Consider the following 16,699-nt stretch of genomic DNA (forward strand, 5'->3'; position numbering starts at 1 on the left):
CGAGCTAATCCTTAAAAAATGAAAATAATTTGCAGTTTCCAATTGGTATTTTCCCGGACGATTTCAATGCGATCGATAAATTCTCGAAAGTAAAACCTGCGTTCTGATTCTGATAAATCGAGCCAAAATTGGGGCAGGGAAACTGTTTGGGCAATTTCTCGCAAATTTACTGGGGGTAGTTGCGCTAATTTGCTTTGCAGTTCGGCAATTTCGGTGCGGATTTTGTAGGCTCTAAACTCGGCCGTTTCGGTGTCTAATATGCCGCTGTCAATCAGGGCGGAAAGTTGCTTTATGATTTCTTGTTTCGATGCGATTGCCCTGACAATTCCTGCTTTAATTCCACTCATATTCGGCATTTGCAACCCAGCAACAGCATCGGGTAAATCCCGACAAATACCGGCGATGGTTAATTGCAATACTTCATCGTAGGAAATGCCGCTACATTTAGGCTGTTTTGGACAGTTAATCGGTCGCAAATAAAGGTATTCTTTTTCTTGGCGGTAGGAGGTGACTTTGGCAACTGTCATGGGCGATTTGCATTCTGCACAAATTGCTAAACCTGCCAGGGAACGTGGGGCGCTAGCGCTGCGAGGAGAAAGGCAGCGGTTGCGGCGCAGTAACCTGTCTATTTGCGCGGCTTCTTCTCTGGAAATAATCGGGACGTGGGTGTTAGAAATTACTTGACCATTTTGATATTCCAAATCGCCTCGGTAGGCGGGATTTGTCAGCCAGCGGCGGCCGGTACTTACAGAGATTTTTTTGTTGTATTTCTTGGCTAAATACCGCACGGAACCTCGCAAGGAACCGTAAATTAAAAAGTGTTCAAAAAAGTCTTTGACGGTGGGGGCGGTGGTTTTATCGATCGTATAACAATCTTTGCCGCGCCGGTAGCCGTAGGGAGCCTTGCCCGGTGGAATCCGGGATTTGATGCGGTTGCGCGCGTGTCCTTTGCGAATACTCCGGCTGTGTTGGCTGCGCTGTATTTCTGCGAGTATTTGCAGCAAGTTTTTGCGGTTTCGCGGTTCTGTTTCTGCTTGTACGATGATTTCGACGCCGAGGTTTTCGAGTTGGGCGAGGTGCGAACACACTTGCTGCAATGTGTCGCCTAGTTCTTCAAACCGCTGAATTAATAAGTATTTGACTGGTTCTGTTTGGCAGTCTTTGAGGAGTTGTTGCAGTTGTTGCCGCCCTCCTAAGTCTTGATAGGTGCGATCGACCTCTTGACCCCAAATTTCCGGTGCGGGTGCTGCTTCCAGTAGCGGTTCGGTGTAAGAATAAGCGATGATTTTCATCTGTTACTCGCTGAGTTCGATGATGTTGCCGTCGGGATCTTGGGTAAATAATGCCGATCGACCTGAAGCGCTGATTTGAAACGGGCAATTGTGAGCGATTAACTGCTGTTTGGCTGCCTCTAAGTTAGCCACAGAAAATGCTAGATGTCGGTTACGTCCCCATTTGGCATGGTCTACGGCATCTGGGATAATTGTTGCACCTAAAATTAGGTGGAGCTGGAAGTCGCCGATTTGATACCAGATTCCGGGAAATTTTAAGTCTCGATCTATTTTTGGCAGTCTTAGTACGGTGCTGTAAAAGTGTTGGGATTTTTCTAGGTTGGAGATGAGTAGGGCGGCGTGGAAGGCTTGAGTAATTTGCATTTTTGTTGAGTATTTATTTTTTTATTTTAACCGCTGATGGAGGCAGATGAGCGCTGATTAACGCAGATTTTTTGATGTTGGTTGAGTTTTTGATATGATAACATTGTTAGTCGCTCTTAATATATCCATTATCAAGTCTTGTAACAAAAAACTGCCCGCTGGGAGTGTTTTTAACAATGGTTTCTCAAAAAAGTGCGATCGTCTCCAGATCGGGCAAATTCCGTCTCCGCAATGTCTTGGTAGTTCCCTTTGTTCTCCAAATTTTGGCTGCTGTTGGCTGCGTTGGCTATCTTTCTTACAGAAACGGAGAGCAGATAGTCAACGATATTGTTAGTCAGTTGCGGCACGAAGTGAGTGCGAGAGTTTACGAACGTGTCCAAACCTATCTGGAAGCTCCGCCACTGGTGAATCAGATCAATCAGGATGCTGTACCTTTGGGAGTGTTGAACTTTGACGATTTGGAGCAAGCTCGACCCTATTTTTGGAAACAAGTTCTGCAATTTAAGTCGATCGGTTACGCAGGAATTGCCAACGAAAAAGGTCAGTACCTACGAGTGGGTTGGGTAAATCGGCTGGTTGGACTTGAACAACCTCAGCTTGCCCAGCAACTTAGTCCTGGGGGTGGCGACTTGATATTTTACAACCTTGACGGTGATGGAAACCCGGCAAAAATTGACAAAACCACGCCCAATTATGACGTTCGCACGCGCCCTTTTTACAGGGTGGTTGTTGAGAAGAAACAGGCAGCTTGGAGTGAAGTTTATATTAATTTTGGCTACGGTACACTACAAATTAATGCGAGTCTACCCTATTATGATGCCGAAGGGAAACTAATTGGCGTGCTGACTTGCCAGATGGGACTAGATCAAATTCGCCACTTCCTGGAAACCTTAAGCGTGGGTAATTCTGGTCAAGTATTTATCATTGAACCCCAGGGTGAATTAATAGCCACCTCGGTTAAAGAACAGCCTCTTTCGGTGGGAACAGGCAAAGATACAAAGCGGATAAAAGCACAGGAAAGCAGCAACCCGCTGATGCGTCAAAGTGTGGTTTATCTGCTCGATCGCTTCAAGCGTTTGGAAGACATCCATCAAACTGTTCAACTTGACTTTAAGCTGAACGGTGAGCGGCAATTTATCCAAGTTTCTCCGCTAACTGACAAATACGGCCTCAATTGGCTGAGTGTAGTAGTAGTTCCTGAATCGGACTTTATGGCGCAAATTTATGCTAACACCCTGCAGACCATTTGGCTGTGTATTGTGGCTCTCATTGTCTCTGTTGGAGTGGGTATTTTCACCGCTAGCTGGATTACTCGCCCCCTAAACCAAATTGCTCAAGCTTCAGAATATCTAGCAGGTGGTGCTCTTAACCAGAATGTTGCTTCCAGTCGGATTTGGGAAATTGAAACCTTAAGAAATTCTTTTAACCGCATGGCGAGACAACAGCAAGAATCCTTTGAAACTCTAGAAGATAAAGTCAAAGAACGCACCTCTGAACTCGCCACAGCCACTAAACAAATTGCCGCTCTAAACCAGCTCCTGAAAGCGGAAAACCTCCGCATGAGCTCCGAACTCGATATGCTCAAACAAATGCAGCAGTTGATTCTCCCTAAACCCGCAGAACTTGCAGCCATTGAAGATTTAGATATTGCCGGATTTATGGAGCCAGCCTCGGAAGTAGGCGGTGATTACTACGACGTACTTTGTACTAACGGGGTGGTCACGATTTGCATTGGTGATGTCACCGGACACGGGTTAGAAAGCGGCATTTTGATGGTGATGACTCAAGCTGCTGTTCGCACTCTTCAGGAAATGCAAGAATCCAACCCGGTGCGTTTTTTAGATACCCTCAACCGCACTCTTTATAAAAATGTCCAGCGCATGAACTCCGACAAAAATATGACACTAGCTGTGCTAAACTATGCGGATCGCACAATTAGTATTAGCGGTCAACATGAGGAAACTCTTGTGGTCAGGAAAGGTGGTCAAATCCAGCGGATAGATACCATAAATTTAGGATTTCCGCTCGGCTTAGATGAGGATATTTCCGATTGGATTAGCCATGTTTTAGTAGACTTAGAACCTGGGGACGGGGTGGTACTTTATACTGACGGCATCCCCGAAGCTAGAAACATACACAAAAAATTTTACGGTATCGAAAGACTCTGTAACGTGCTTTCTCAAAACTGGCATTTGAGCGCCGAACAAATTAAGGAAGCCACCATCGATGATTTGCGGAAATTTATTGGAGAACAAAAGGTATTTGATGACATTACCTTGCTAGTATTGAAGCAACAGGGAAATATTGTGCATAATTTATGATTTACGGTCGTCAACCCGGTTTCTACGAGGAACCTTGGATGTAGTGATCCAGCATCGAAGCAGAAACAGGATTTCGAGTTCCGCGCCTGTAAGTTATAATAATTTACAGCGAGGAAGTCAAACAATTTTGCGCTTCCAGATTCGGAAGTATAAATTATGAAACCACAAATAAATTTAGCACCATCTAAATCTCCAGAAGAACTCCATAACCAGCTACAGGAGTTGAGCGAAAAACTTGAGGAAGTAGAGGATGAAAAAAACAGCTATGAAACCTTAGTAGAAATTATCACGCAACACTCCACAGATCTGGAAAACCAGATCCGTCATAAAAACCGAGAGATGCAGACTTACATTGAGCAGGTAAAAAAGGTTATAGATGCAGCTATTGCTGTAAAAAACAATAGCTTTGAACCCCAGATATTGTCAGATGTGGCAGCGCGCAGTGATGCACTGGGAGAACTGGCACAGGTATTTTCGCATATGGTGGAAACCGTGAAAGCGCGGGAACAAGAATTAGAGAAACTTTTGCAGGCTTACGGACGTTTCGTTCCCGATGAATTTCTCCAATTTCTCGGCAAGCAGAGCATGGTTGATTTCCAGCTTGGAGATCACGTGAGCAAAGAGATGGCAATTATGTTTTCCGATATGCGTTCGTTCACCACGATGGCGGAGCAAATGACTCCTCAAGAAAACTTTGATTTCATCAATAACTATTTACAGCAAGTTAGTCCCGAAATTCGTAAGCACAACGGTTTTATTGTCAAGTATATAGGAGATGGAGTCATGGCAGTTTTTCCTGATGGCGTGGATGATGCTATTCAGGCAGGAATTGTGAAATTGGAGCAGTTGCATAAATACAATCAAAGCCGTAAAATAAATGGGGAGAGACCGCTGAAGATTGGCATTGGTATCCATGTGGGTGATACGATGGTTGGGATTATTGGAGATGCGAATCGGATGCAAGCAGATGCGCTCTCAGATCATGTCAATCTCACCGCTCGTCTGGAAGGTTTGACTAAGTATTATGGCGTATCTTTATTAATTTCTGGAGATGTGGTACAACGTTTGAGTCAACCCGAAAAGTATCATATCCGTTTTTTGGATCGGGCTATTGTCAAAGGTAGACAAGAAGCCATTACAGTTTGTGAGGTGTTAGATGTTGAAGTAGAACCAGTGCGATCGCTCAAAATTCAAACTTTGCCTATATTTGAGGAGGGACTCCAAGAATATTGTCAGGGAAATTTTGCTAAGGCCATAGTTTGTTTTAAACAGATAGTAGCCCTAAATCCAGATGACAAGCCCAGTCAACTTTACCTAAAACGCATCCAATCGCTGTTAGAAAAGAGTATTCCTGCTAACTGGAATGGCGTGTGGAAATTCACCCAGAAGTGACATTAATACATCAATTGGAGGGATAAAAATCATGACATCTGGAAGCTTAAAAACAATGACACAAATCTTTGGAGAATTCATTGAAGAATTTCCTCCTGAACACGACTCCCTAGAACTTACATTTACCCCGAGTTCTCGCCCCATCAAACAGCGCTGGCGCAATAACAGGCTGTCAGCTCATTTTGTAGCCGATTATTTGTCTAGCTTTCTTCCGGTGGATGAGGAGGATGCTAGCAGCGAGAAACGGATCAAAGAAAGCAAGGGAGCTGTGAGCTACGTAGCCAACGAACTGTTAGAAAATGCGATAAAATTTAACAACGATGATACCAATTACAAGGTCAAATTTGGTATACATTTTATTGGTGAAATAGAGGTGACGGCGGTAATTTTTGCCAGTAATAGTGTCAAGCCACAAGGGGCAAATAAGTTGAAGGAGTTTATTGAAGAAATTCTGGCTTCCGATCCCAATGAACTTTATTTGCAGCAGCTTGAAAAGAATGCGGAATTTGAAAGTGATACCTCGGGATTGGGATTGCTGACGATGATTAATGACTATTCAGCTAAGATAGGTTGGAAATTCGATCGCACGCCAGATAGTGATACCATCATTGTTACGACTGTAGTTCAAATTAGGGTCTAGTTTCTAGCATTTCAATGTTTACTCTCTTGTGCGATCGCAATATTTTAGTCAGGAAACAAAATCACAATGGGCATTCAAGAAATTAAAGGTGAAGATTACAGCATTCAGTACGCTCCCGAATCAGTCACAGTCACTTTCCAAGGCGAACTCAGCCTGAGCGGCCCAGCAGAGTATGCACCAATAGTCGAATTGTTAGATGAGGTCGCCAATGGCGAACCGCCTACTATTACCTTGAACCTAAAAGAATTGGAATTTGTTAACAGTTCCGGTATCAGTATGCTGTCTAAATTTGTCATTAGCGTCCGGAAAAAGAAAACGATTCAACTTTTGGTATTAGGTTCCAATGATATTCCTTGGCAACAAAAATCACTCAGAAATTTAGAAAAGCTGTTGCCAACTTTGAAGCTCGAATTAGCGTAGGATATGTGTAAATTTTAATTACAGTTAACACAGGCGGGACGCCCGTGCCACAGTTAACACAGGCGGGACGCCCGTGCCACAGTTAACATAGATAAATTTGGATGATTAGTAAATTGCTTAAGTTTGCTCGATCGGCAGTTCAATGATAAACTCGGTTCCCTTGCAGGGCTCCGACTCGCACCGGAGCGATCCTCGGTGATTTTCTACTAAAATTTTGTAGACAATAGACAATCCTAAACCGGTACCTTTACCGATTTCCTTGGTGGTGAAAAACTGCTCGAACATTCGCTCTTTTATCTGTGGTGTCATTCCGGGTCCCGTGTCAGCAATCCGCACTCTCACGTGATCTGGCCCAGCTAATTCTGTGGTGATCAAAATTTTTAGCGCAGCATAGGGCTGATTTTGTGATACCTCGTCTAAAGCATCGATCGCGTTGGTAATTAGATTCATAAATACTTGATTGAGCTGTCCCGAATAACACTCTACAGCAGGCAATTTTCCATAATTTTTAACTACTTGAATGTCGCGACGGTCTATTTGAGAATTGAGACGGTTTCGCAAAATTAACACGGTGCTGTCAATGCTGTCGTGCAAATCGCACATGGTCATGTTACTGTTATCGGTTCGCGAAAAGTTGCCCATAGATTTGACAATTTCGCGAATGCGATTGGAACCCATTTGCATGGAAGAGATAACTTTAGGCAAGTCTTCAACTAGAAAATCAAGATCTATCTCTTCGATTAGAGCTTTAATTTCGGGGCAGGGATTGGGACAGTATTCTTGATATAAACACAGCAGGTGCAACAAATCTTGAGTATAAATGGCGGCATGGCTCAAGTTGCCGTAAATAAAACTAACTGGGTTATTAATTTCGTGGACGATACTAGCCATTAGCGCCCCCAGCGAGGACATTTTTTCGCTGTGGAGGAGTTGAGCTTGAGTTTGTTTGAGTTCGTAAAGTGCGCGATCGATCTCGGCCGCTTGAGCTTCTGCTTTCGCGGTAGCAGCACAACTTTCTTGATAAAGTTCAACCTGTTTGAGGTCGATTTCAAATTGTTCTATTTCGCTTTCTTGCTGGTATTGACTCACCACGGCATCGAAACCTTCTAGCAAGTCGCCGCCCGCTGCTTCGACAATATACAGCAGATGGGGATTTTCCAGCATGAGTTCGGCATCGGGAACTTGCAGCAATGCTTTTATGCGATCGATATATGCGCGCACTTGTTTGTCTAAATACACTGGCGACTCAAAATACAGTGCCTTGACGGTGGCTGAAGGGGGACTCACTAAGTTGACGCTGCTGCCAATATTAATTAAGTCGCGGTGCGATTTTTCCATAAGATCGATCGCCTCTAACAAATTCCCCCGCAGTTTTGATCTTTCTGCCGCATTCTCAGAGCAAACTAACCTCATGCAAAAAAAAGCCGTTCGTTGGGAAAGCATTCGCTGGCGGCCGCTGATGTTAATTACCGCAGCACTAATTTTTCTGGCTGTCGTAATTTCTTCCAGATTAAAATAGTTCCTCATTGCCGCCATTGGTAATATCCCCGACTCAACTAAATGTCTGTCGCTCCTGCTGACACAAGATTTAAGAGCCATAAAAATAATTGTACAATACACTAATCAATATATTCTGTATTTTTTTAAAAAGTAGTATACTAAAACACAATTATTGGCAATTAGTGGCTTATCACAATTTTTAGGATTCGGCTTCTTGGACAGTTTTTCTTAATTATTCAAAAATTTACAAGTCAACTTCGCCATAATTTGAGCTTGAGTTTGGGGCAACCCGTGAGCAGCATTAGGAATAATTGCTAACTCGGCCCCTGGTATCTCGTTAGCGTAGGTTTCACAGTGCCATAGAGGAATTGTTTCGTCACTCTCTGCTGCGATTACTAAGGTAGGAATTTGCAATTTGTGAATTTCTTTTTCTACTGTATCAACTGCGTCTTCTGGCCGCATCCGGCTCATTAAAAATGACCTTGCTACTGGTTGAGACATTAACTCCCTGCGCCACCCGGAAATTTGCTGCAATTTCTCACTTTTTCCCGCTAAACTAGCAAAAGGTTTTGCCAACTGCAAGGCCCAATCCACGGCTGGGGTTTCCCACAACAGCGGCCGCAAAGCATCATATTGACCACAAAAAGTGTCGTCCCGAATTCCCGCCGGTGCTGCTAAGACTAAACTGCTAACAGAATTAGGATATTTTAGAGAATATGCAGATGCTACCCAACCGCCAAAAGAATGTCCGATAATGCAGCAGGGTTCGATATTTAGTTGTTCTACAACTTGCCGCACAAAAGCAACTTCTACAGCTACGTCATAGCGGATTTCTGGTTTGCTGGATTCTCCAAAACCTAACATATCTAAACTGATGCACCGAAACTGAGATTGCAATAACTCAATTAATGGCAGCCAGCAAGTCTTTTCTCCGAAGAAACCGTGCAGCATCAATAAGGGTCTGCCGCACCCGATGTCGAGGTAGGCTGCTGTTTGGGTGGTGCTATTGACAAATGTACTTAAGGTGTGCTTTTGTCCTACAACTGCTTGAGACTGCATGGGGATCGACTCCGGATAGGTAAGAAATATTTGTAAACAATTGTAACAAAATAGCAGTCCAAAGGTTAAAGTTCATTACGGAGTACACAATTAGAAATAGACCATGATATTCTCTATGATTATTAGAAAATACTACAAACTCAAAGCAGGAGAACACTTTGAACTCTACTTTAAAACAGTACCCGGCTTGCTCTCTTCGCGAAGATGTCAGTGAGTACGTAGCACACCTACAGCTTCACATGACGTTACAAGCTCGCAACTTGCTCCCTACCATTACCACCGCTAAGGATAGTCGCGAACAACTGTTGCAGCAGACTCAGGCTCATTTTGAGAAACGAGTTTCTCGACAAGCTATTTAAACAAATTTTACGATCGCCCGCGGTCGATCGAACTTTCCCAAATTTCAGCATCCCAGAAACCCGGTATCTTCAAAAATACCGGGTTTCTTTTCGGGCAATAGGCAGGAGGCCAGGTTTTGGGTAATATGCGTTGGGTATGCTTTAAATTTAATGTCTATGCGAATTCCGATTATTGCATTTTTGACTTTGGCTGCGCTGACTGGCGGCGAATTGGCAGCGCGGGCGATCGATCCGAGTGCCGCACCGACTGAGGCGGAGTTTAGAGAGGGAACCGCAGAGGCACAGAGGGCGCAGAGGGAGGAGGATCAGGTCATTGCGGACAACTTAACGTCAAACCCACCGTCTCTGTTGTTTGTAGCGAAGTCTAGATCCCCCCTAACCCCCCTTAATAAGGGGGGGACAAGAAATATTCTCAAAGTCCCCCTTCTTAAGGGGGATTTAGGGGGATCTAGACTCGATGACAAGCGACATTTGTTATCGGTTCCACTCTTAAATAGTCACCAATCGGATGAGGTGAACCCAACTGTGCAGGATTTGCCCGCAGCCGATGAGCTCGCAACTTCTCCAGAAGTACGCACGGCGCAGCTATCCCCTAGGGAATCTCCCTCATATTGTTTCCGGTTGCATCACAATAATAAAATCGAGTCAACAGTTAACACTCAACCATTGAGTTTTTCCACCCCGGGTCAACAGTCAACAGTCAACAGTCAACAGTCAACAATCATTCCGGTGCAACCGGAATTGATATCACTCAAGTCCAGCCACAAAAAAGATTTTACATCTCTGTTAAAAACTCCGGCGACGATCGCGGCCAACGCCGAAATCCCCGAAGCCGTAAACAGCAACGCCCGACAGCTAGGCGGTACTCTACAAATCAGTCAAGCAAGCAATGCTGAAGGCGTTTACGTTGCAGAGGTAAAAATTCGGTTTGTTAATTCCCGAGGTGAAGCTGTTGATAAAAAAGGGAATCCGGTTGAGGGCAGAATTTCAGAAGATGTTATTCGAGGCGAGCTCAAACTCAAGGCGGGGGATAACTACAGCCGGGAAGTTGTACGATCGGATTTACAGCAGTTGCAGCAATTGGGATTGTTTGACAAGGTTACGGTTTCGATCGAAGAAGTTGGCACGGATGTTAATGTAATCTACAACGTTCAAGAGCGATCGGCTCGCTCTTTTAGCGTGAGTGCCAGTCTTAGTGATGATATTGGCGTTGCTGTTCCTCTTTCCTATACCGATCGAACTTTCGGAACAACCCCGCAGCGGCTGGCGGTGGAACTTCAGCCCAGCCTCCGAGGTATCCAGTACGATGTGCAGTTTGTCAGCCCTTACGTTGCCGCCGAAGACCGTTTGGGATACAGCGTGAGAGCTTTTGGCGATCGCAGAATATCGGAAATTTTCAACAAAGATATTGATTTGCCCAACGGGAACCGAGTCCGGGAAATTCGGATGGGGGGAAATCTCAGGTTTACCAGACCTTTGGGCGATTGGCAATCGACTTTGGGACTGAATTATACAAACATCAGCACGCGCGATCGCAACTTAAATATCGCCCGCCGCGATGAACTCGGAAATCCTCTCACATTCAGCGGCAGTGGCGTTGACGAGTTATACACTGTTTCTTTTGGTGCGGTACTCGATCGGCGGGACAATCCCTTCAACCCCACCATAGGCTCGATTCTTAGCCTCAGCACCGAGCAGTCGATACCTCTGGGTCGAGGCAACATTGTGAGTAACAGGCTGTTAGCCAATTATATACAATATGTACCAGTAACTTTGTTGGGCATCAGCGAGTCTGAAGCCTTGCCCGAAATGCTGGCTTTTAACTTGCAAGCGGGGACGGTAATCGGGGATTTGCCACCAACGGAAGCTTTTCGCCTCGGCGGCCGCAATTCCGTGCGGGGTTACGATAGCGGGGATATTGGCAGTAGCCGGAGTTATTTTTTAGCTTCCGGCGAATATCGGTTTCCTGTGGGTCAGGATGTTGGCGGCGTGATATTTGTTGATTTTGCGTCGGATTTGGGAACGGGAGATAGCGTACTCGGGAAACCGGCGGTAGTCAGGGACAAACCGGGGACTGGGGCGGGTGTTGGGTTAGGTGTGAGGGTGCGATCGCGCTTTGGATTAATTCGCTTAGATATGGCGGTTAGCGACTCCGGCGATCTCCAATTTATACTCGGTACAAAGCAACGTTTTTAAGAATAGTGCAACAGATCAGTTAACTCACAGTCTTAAATAGATTTTGCGCGACGCAATTGCCGCCAAACCCGTTGGCAGGGCATCATCAAACCTATGGGCCTCGGCTGGCGGGGTGTCGGTGATTTCTGCTAAGAATTGGGTAAATTGTCGAGACAATAATTGAGTTTGATTTCGTTCCTCAACCCAACCTCTACAGTTTGTGGTAGTAATCGAAATTGAGTGAAATACAGCACCTCGGTAAGGACACAACAATGTTGTATCCCTACTGTGTTTTAGGCAATTGATAATTGCTATATTTATGCTAGTAACTTCTTAACGCTTTGGTTTCTTCACCTCAACAGTTTTCGCCTTAGCAGGCGGAGTGCGCGGATAAAACTTAAACTTATTGAGCGCAGCACTTGCCGATTTAGCCACACCGCTATCTGTATCCCGCAAAGCTTTTTGTAGCAGCGGAATCACTTTTTCCGACTTAATCATTGCTAGTGCTTCCACAGCAGCTTCGCGCACCTCCGGGTGAATATCTTGAGCTAATTTTCCCAAGGTTTCTATTGCTCGCTGTCCTTCGGCTCTCAGAGCATTAGCAGCAGCCATTTTACCTAAAGCATACGCTGCAAACTTGCGGGTTTCTTTGTCCTGACTTTGAACACATCCCATCAACTGCGGTAGGGAATAGCTTGGTGCTTGTCTGGCAATTGGAAGCAGTGGTTCGACTTCTGGTTGATGTAAATCAATCGGTTGTGGTTCCGGAAAATCCGTGTAATTTAACTCTTCTTCAACGTCTGTTTGATTTAACTCGCTTGACAGTTCTTGCCAAACTTCTTCTTGTGATAAACCTTCGGCCAATTCTGTGGGATTTAACTGACTGAACTGCTGATCCGGGACTTCTTGTTGTACATTACTTTCGTACTGCTCTTGCAAAGACCTGATAGTAGCTTGCATCTGAGCTTCGTGAGTTCTCAACTGCTCGTGAGCCGCTTGCAACTGACTCTCGTATTGCTCTTGCAAAGCCTCCATATTTAACTGCATCTCAACCTCTCGGTTCTCATATTCCTCGGCAATTTGCCTCAAGCGAATTTCGTGTTCATCTTGCAGGTTTTGCAAATGTTGCTCCATCTGAGCTTGATAACTTAGATGCAATTCGTCAGCAACTCTGAGTAAATGATTTTCGTGTTCTGCTTGCAAAGATTGGATATTTTGCTGAAGCCTAGCATTGTTAGCAGCCTCTAATTCCTCGCTGATTTGTCGCCGCAGCTCATGCTCGTCTACGGTGGCAACTGGTTGGAGCTGACTGTTGCGTTCTGCCCGAACTTGTTGGAGCTGACTGTCGCGTTCTGCCCGAACTTGTTGGAGCTGATTTTCGTATTGAGCTGCAACTTGTTGGAGCTGGTTTTCGTATTGGGTAGTAACTTGTCTGAGTAAATTTTCGTGTTCGATAGTAGCTTTTCTAAGCTGATTTTCCCGTTCTCCTTGCTGAGATTCGACAGCTTGTTGCACGCGAGACATCTGAGCTATTTCTATTTCCTCAGTAATTCTGCGAGTTTGCTGCAAGTATTCTTGCTTTTGCTTGTTTAAGCGCTTTTCCACTAACCAGTAAGCAACTGCTATCCCTGCCAAAAAACCTACGATCGCTCCTATGATAGCCACGACTCATCTCCTCCGGACAAAATAGTTATTCTGGACTTTTTACATTTAACCATACAGCCTCCTGTAACCCCCCAATAGCAGCAGCCAGGCTGTCACTGCGAGCCAGTGAACCGCCACCGCAGGCCAGATAGAACCGCTTTGCAGGTATGCGATGGAGCACGCAACTCCCAAAATTGCCGCCAGCAGCAAAAACACTGGATTCATAAAGGTCGATCGACCAACCGGGTAAAAAGTCAGCGCGTTCAGCGGGTGGTAAACTACAAAAACCCCCAAACTCGCGCATCCCCAAAACCACAGCATTAACCCAGAAGCCTTCTCGAACGGGTGCGGCAGCATTAACACCCGGAACAATAATTCCTCGGTGATGCCCGGACTTAACAAACAGCCAAGAAGCACTCCCACAATTGTACGCCGAGAGGTTTGCACGTCTACTTTTAGAAATCCCGACCCAAAACCCACGGAAAGAGCGATCAAAGTGTAAACCAGCGCGATCGTAACTGCAACCAGGCAATCAGTGAAATCGGGAATAGTTGAAAAAGCCAGTGTGACGCGGCGTACTAGCAATCCCAGCAGCGGGAGCGCACTAAAATTTAACATAATCAAACTGATCCTTAAAAATTTCCAACAGATGTTACCAGTAAGTTAACCCGTTTATGCAAAACCAATCACCCCCGCCCGTCAGAGTCCACGTTTTTGTTTCCGGAGTAGTTCAAGGAGTAGGATACCGATATTCAACGAGGAATCAAGCAAAGTATTTCGGCCTGGGCGGCTGGGTGAGAAATCTCCCTGATGGCCGCGTCGAGGCTGTCTTTGAAGGCTCCAAAAAAGCTGTTGAAGGAATGATTAGTTGGTGCCGCCGCGGCCCCACCGGTGCTAGGGTTAGTGAGTTGGTTTTGGAATACGAAGACCCGGAGGTCGATTCCCTTCAAGATAGCTCCGCCGCGCGTACTTTTGAGATCCGCCGATAAAATAATAAATGGCATAAACTGCGGTTGAAACCGCTACTATATAAACGCAGTCTGCCTAGTCTACGGCAGGCTTTGCTCACGCAGACTAAAGAATAAATCGGATAAAAAGCGCGGATTTGGTATTGCCAATTCATCCATGATTAGCAAGTTGACTTAAGTTAGCAAACAACTGAGCAACTTTGGTCAAATCTTTATCTCCCGGCGCTATTTCTACGCCGCTAGAAAGGTCAACACCGCTGAAGTTATTGCCGATCGCGCTATCAATTGCATTTAAAATATTATGGGGTGTTAAACCGCCCGCCAGCAGCCAAGGACACTGCGGTCTAAACTCTGCTAACATCCTCCAGTCGATCGTTTGGCCAGTGCCACCGAGTTGATTGGGATGGTAAGCATCGAGCAGTAAAGTATCGACACGAACAGCGTAAATAGCGGCAGTCTCTAGAGTTTCAGGAGTCTTAACTCTCAGGGCTTTGATAATTTCAATTCCCGGCAAAAACTCCCGCAGCCGATCGCAATATTCCACTGTTTCATCTCCGTGCAACTGCACCCCACTTAAATTTGACACTGCCGTTACTTGACAGATATTTTCTATTGTGGTATTTGCAAAAACGCCGATGCGATCGACATTTTCCGGCAACTGCTCAACAATGAGCCGAATAGTTTCTGGACTGACATAGCGGGGGGAAGTAGGCACGCAGATAAACCCCAAAGCCTGGGCTCCCAAGCGGGCGATCGCAATTCCTTGGTCTAATTTAGTGATTCCGCAAATTTTAACCCGCACTCTTCCTCCTCGGTTCCGCAGTTGTATCAAAATATCAACGAATTGTTAACTATTAAAACAAATCTTAGTTTAATGCAAACCGCTTTTTATAATCGTGGAAATCAATTTATCTGTGAAATCAGGAGATAAGAACGTGATCAACTCATCTTTGCTGTTAGCCGTACAATCTACCGCTCCCTCAACACCCGAGTGGTCGCCAATGGTAGGACTGACAATGATTTTATGTAATTTGCTGGCGATCACGATCGGCTACTACGGCATCTCCAAGCAAAACCGAGGCAAGGGCCCAGCTTTACCCGTTGCACTCCCTGGAATGTTCAAAGGCTTCGGCGTACCAGAATTGCTGGCAACAGCCAGCTTCGGTCACTTGCTCGGAGCCGGAGTAATCTTGGGCTTGGGTAACGCCGGAGTTCTGTAAAAATCAGGGGAAAGGCAAAGGCAAGGGGTAGAAAAGATATAATAGAAACTCTTTCTTGCTCTCCTTTCCCAGGAAACTTCATGCAGACAGGTTGGCGAATCGGCTCTTTATTTGGCATCCCCCTACTTATAGATTATTCGTGGTTTATAATTTTAGCCTTAGCAACCCGCGAATACGCCAGCAGTTACCGCCTGTGGGGGTCAGCGCTGTCCTGGAGTGCGGGGTTAGCAATAGCTCTGCTACTGTTTGCTTCGGTACTCTTGCACGAACTCGGACACAGCTTGGCGGCGATATCGCAAGGCATTAAAGTTAATTCTATTACCTTATTCTTATTTGGCGGGGTAGCTTCGATCGACTCGGAATCAAAAACTCCTGGTCAAGCTTTTCAAGTAGCTATTGCCGGCCCTCTCGTGAGCTTTGCGCTGTTTTTAATCCTCGGTTTGGGTGCTCAAGTTCTTCCCACGCAAAGTTTGCTAGCAATTGTCACCGAAAGAGTAGCACTAATCAATCTAGTTTTGGGATTATTTAACTTAATTCCCGGTCTGCCTTTGGATGGAGGACAAGTTTTAAAAGCAGCAATTTGGAAAATCACCGGCTCTCGATTTGCCGGCGTCCGCTGGGCGGCAAAAACAGGACAAGTTTTAGGTTGGCTGGCTGTTGCTTTGGGTCTGAGTTTATGCTTTTTAGCCCACGAGTACGGCGGCTTGTGGATTGCGCTGATCGGCTGGTTTGGCATTCGCAATGCCACTGCTTATAGCCGATTGACTTCACTGCAAGAAGCCTTGATTAAAATTAAAGCCAGCGATGCTATGAGCCGCGAGTTTCGAGTGGTAGATGCAGATTTAACTCTGCGAGAATTTGCCGATCGATATTTGTTAGAAGTCAATCCATTTCCATTTTACATTGCTGCGACCAACGGTCGGGATTTGGGCTTAGTGTCGATCGACGATATCCGCTTCACAGAACGCAGTCAATGGCAAGTTCAGACTTTGCACAACATTTTGAAACCCCTGGGAAAAACCCCGACAGTCTCCGAAAAAGCATCCCTTGCAGAAGTAATTAACAGCATGGAAGCCCGTCAACTCCCCCGAATCATCGTCCTCTCGCCGATTGGTTCAGTAGCAGGGACGATCGATCGGGGCGACGTGGTTAAAGTTTTAGCAAAATACCTCAAACCCCAGATTTCAATGGCCGACATCAAGCGCAGCAAAGAAGAAAACAGTTATCCGCAGGGATTGCAGTTAAGTGCGATCGCCAAAACCGCACAAGAAAACTAAAAATTGGGCATCGGTAAGGGGCATCAGTGATAAGTTAAGATGTAGCAAACTTTGTCAATGAGGGTTGAA

The 16,699-nt window shown here is 45.5% G+C and carries 16 protein-coding genes; 9 read left to right on the top strand and 7 right to left on the bottom strand.

The annotated features are described in order from the left end of the window. Positions 1–11: 11 nt before the first annotated feature. Together QT996_RS16360 and QT996_RS16365 are read right to left on the bottom strand one after the other, a co-directional pair. Positions 12–1,292 (bottom strand): recombinase family protein, encoded by a 1,281-nt coding sequence (locus tag QT996_RS16360; RefSeq protein WP_333047759.1) that lies wholly within the window; start codon positions 1,290–1,292, stop codon positions 12–14. 3 nt (positions 1,293–1,295) lie between these two features. Beyond that, complete coding sequence (locus QT996_RS16365) at positions 1,296–1,655, bottom strand: VOC family protein (protein ID WP_333047760.1); 360 nt, start codon at positions 1,653–1,655, stop codon at positions 1,296–1,298. A gap of 176 nt (positions 1,656–1,831) precedes the next feature. On the opposite strand from QT996_RS16365, the gene QT996_RS16370 reads away from it, so the two are divergent. The 4 genes from QT996_RS16370 to QT996_RS16385 all read left to right on the top strand — a co-directional run bounded on the left by QT996_RS16370 (position 1,832) and on the right by QT996_RS16385 (position 6,428). After that, positions 1,832–3,976, top strand: coding sequence for a SpoIIE family protein phosphatase (locus QT996_RS16370; protein ID WP_333047761.1), 2,145 nt, complete (start codon positions 1,832–1,834; stop codon positions 3,974–3,976). Between the two features lie 156 nt (positions 3,977–4,132). Then, a complete protein-coding gene (locus QT996_RS16375) occupies positions 4,133–5,368 on the top strand; it encodes an adenylate/guanylate cyclase domain-containing protein (protein ID WP_333047762.1) in 1,236 nt (411 codons plus the stop codon). A gap of 31 nt (positions 5,369–5,399) precedes the next feature. Continuing rightward, positions 5,400–6,008: a DUF6272 family protein gene (locus QT996_RS16380; protein ID WP_333047763.1), complete on the top strand. Its 609-nt coding sequence runs from the start codon at positions 5,400–5,402 to the stop codon at positions 6,006–6,008. Positions 6,009–6,074: 66 nt separating this feature from the next. Further along, entirely contained in the window at positions 6,075–6,428 is a 354-nt protein-coding gene (locus QT996_RS16385; protein WP_333047764.1) for a slr1659 superfamily regulator, read from the top strand. A 117-nt stretch (positions 6,429–6,545) separates the two neighbouring features. Here the strand turns inward: QT996_RS16385 and QT996_RS16390 are convergent, their stop codons facing one another. Together QT996_RS16390 and QT996_RS16395 are read right to left on the bottom strand one after the other, a co-directional pair. Then, complete coding sequence (locus QT996_RS16390; protein ID WP_333047765.1) at positions 6,546–8,027, bottom strand: ATP-binding protein; 1,482 nt, start codon at positions 8,025–8,027, stop codon at positions 6,546–6,548. A gap of 129 nt (positions 8,028–8,156) precedes the next feature. Next, a complete protein-coding gene (locus QT996_RS16395) occupies positions 8,157–8,987 on the bottom strand; it encodes an alpha/beta hydrolase (protein WP_333047766.1) in 831 nt (276 codons plus the stop codon). A gap of 158 nt (positions 8,988–9,145) precedes the next feature. Between QT996_RS16395 and QT996_RS16400 the strand changes: the two genes are divergently transcribed. Together QT996_RS16400 and QT996_RS16405 are read left to right on the top strand one after the other, a co-directional pair. Then, positions 9,146–9,346, top strand: a complete 201-nt coding sequence (locus QT996_RS16400) for a hypothetical protein (protein ID WP_006634481.1) — start codon at positions 9,146–9,148, stop codon at positions 9,344–9,346. A 150-nt stretch (positions 9,347–9,496) separates the two neighbouring features. After that, entirely contained in the window at positions 9,497–11,542 is a 2,046-nt protein-coding gene (locus tag QT996_RS16405) for a BamA/TamA family outer membrane protein (protein WP_333047767.1), read from the top strand. A gap of 312 nt (positions 11,543–11,854) precedes the next feature. Here the strand turns inward: QT996_RS16405 and QT996_RS16410 are convergent, their stop codons facing one another. After that, positions 11,855–13,186: a HEAT repeat domain-containing protein gene (locus QT996_RS16410; protein ID WP_333047768.1), complete on the bottom strand. Its 1,332-nt coding sequence runs from the start codon at positions 13,184–13,186 to the stop codon at positions 11,855–11,857. Positions 13,187–13,231: 45 nt separating this feature from the next. Next, the gene (locus tag QT996_RS16415; RefSeq protein WP_333047769.1) at positions 13,232–13,783 is read right to left on the bottom strand and encodes a CPBP family glutamic-type intramembrane protease; all 552 of its coding nucleotides are present in this window, start codon (positions 13,781–13,783) and stop codon (positions 13,232–13,234) included. Between the two features lie 56 nt (positions 13,784–13,839). Between QT996_RS16415 and QT996_RS16420 the strand changes: the two genes are divergently transcribed. Continuing rightward, positions 13,840–14,154 carry an acylphosphatase gene (locus QT996_RS16420; RefSeq protein WP_333047770.1) on the top strand — a complete coding sequence of 105 codons (315 nt, stop codon included), beginning with the start codon at positions 13,840–13,842 and terminating at the stop codon, positions 14,152–14,154. A gap of 130 nt (positions 14,155–14,284) precedes the next feature. On the opposite strand, the gene QT996_RS16425 is transcribed toward QT996_RS16420, so the two are convergent. Continuing rightward, the gene (locus QT996_RS16425; protein WP_333047771.1) at positions 14,285–14,935 is read right to left on the bottom strand and encodes a phosphoribosylanthranilate isomerase; all 651 of its coding nucleotides are present in this window, start codon (positions 14,933–14,935) and stop codon (positions 14,285–14,287) included. 133 nt (positions 14,936–15,068) lie between these two features. Here QT996_RS16425 and psaK point away from each other — a divergent pair, with 133 nt between their 5' ends. After that, on the top strand, positions 15,069–15,353 hold the full coding sequence (psaK, locus tag QT996_RS16430; protein WP_333047772.1) for a photosystem I reaction center subunit PsaK: 285 nt from the start codon (positions 15,069–15,071) through the stop codon (positions 15,351–15,353). Between the two features lie 80 nt (positions 15,354–15,433). Continuing rightward, a complete protein-coding gene (locus QT996_RS16435) occupies positions 15,434–16,630 on the top strand; it encodes a site-2 protease family protein (protein ID WP_333047773.1) in 1,197 nt (398 codons plus the stop codon). The last annotated feature ends 69 nt before the right edge of the window (positions 16,631–16,699 follow it).

The sequence above is a fragment of the Microcoleus sp. S13C4 genome (genome assembly GCF_036700865.1).
Lineage (GTDB): Bacteria > Cyanobacteriota > Cyanobacteriia > Cyanobacteriales > Microcoleaceae > Microcoleus.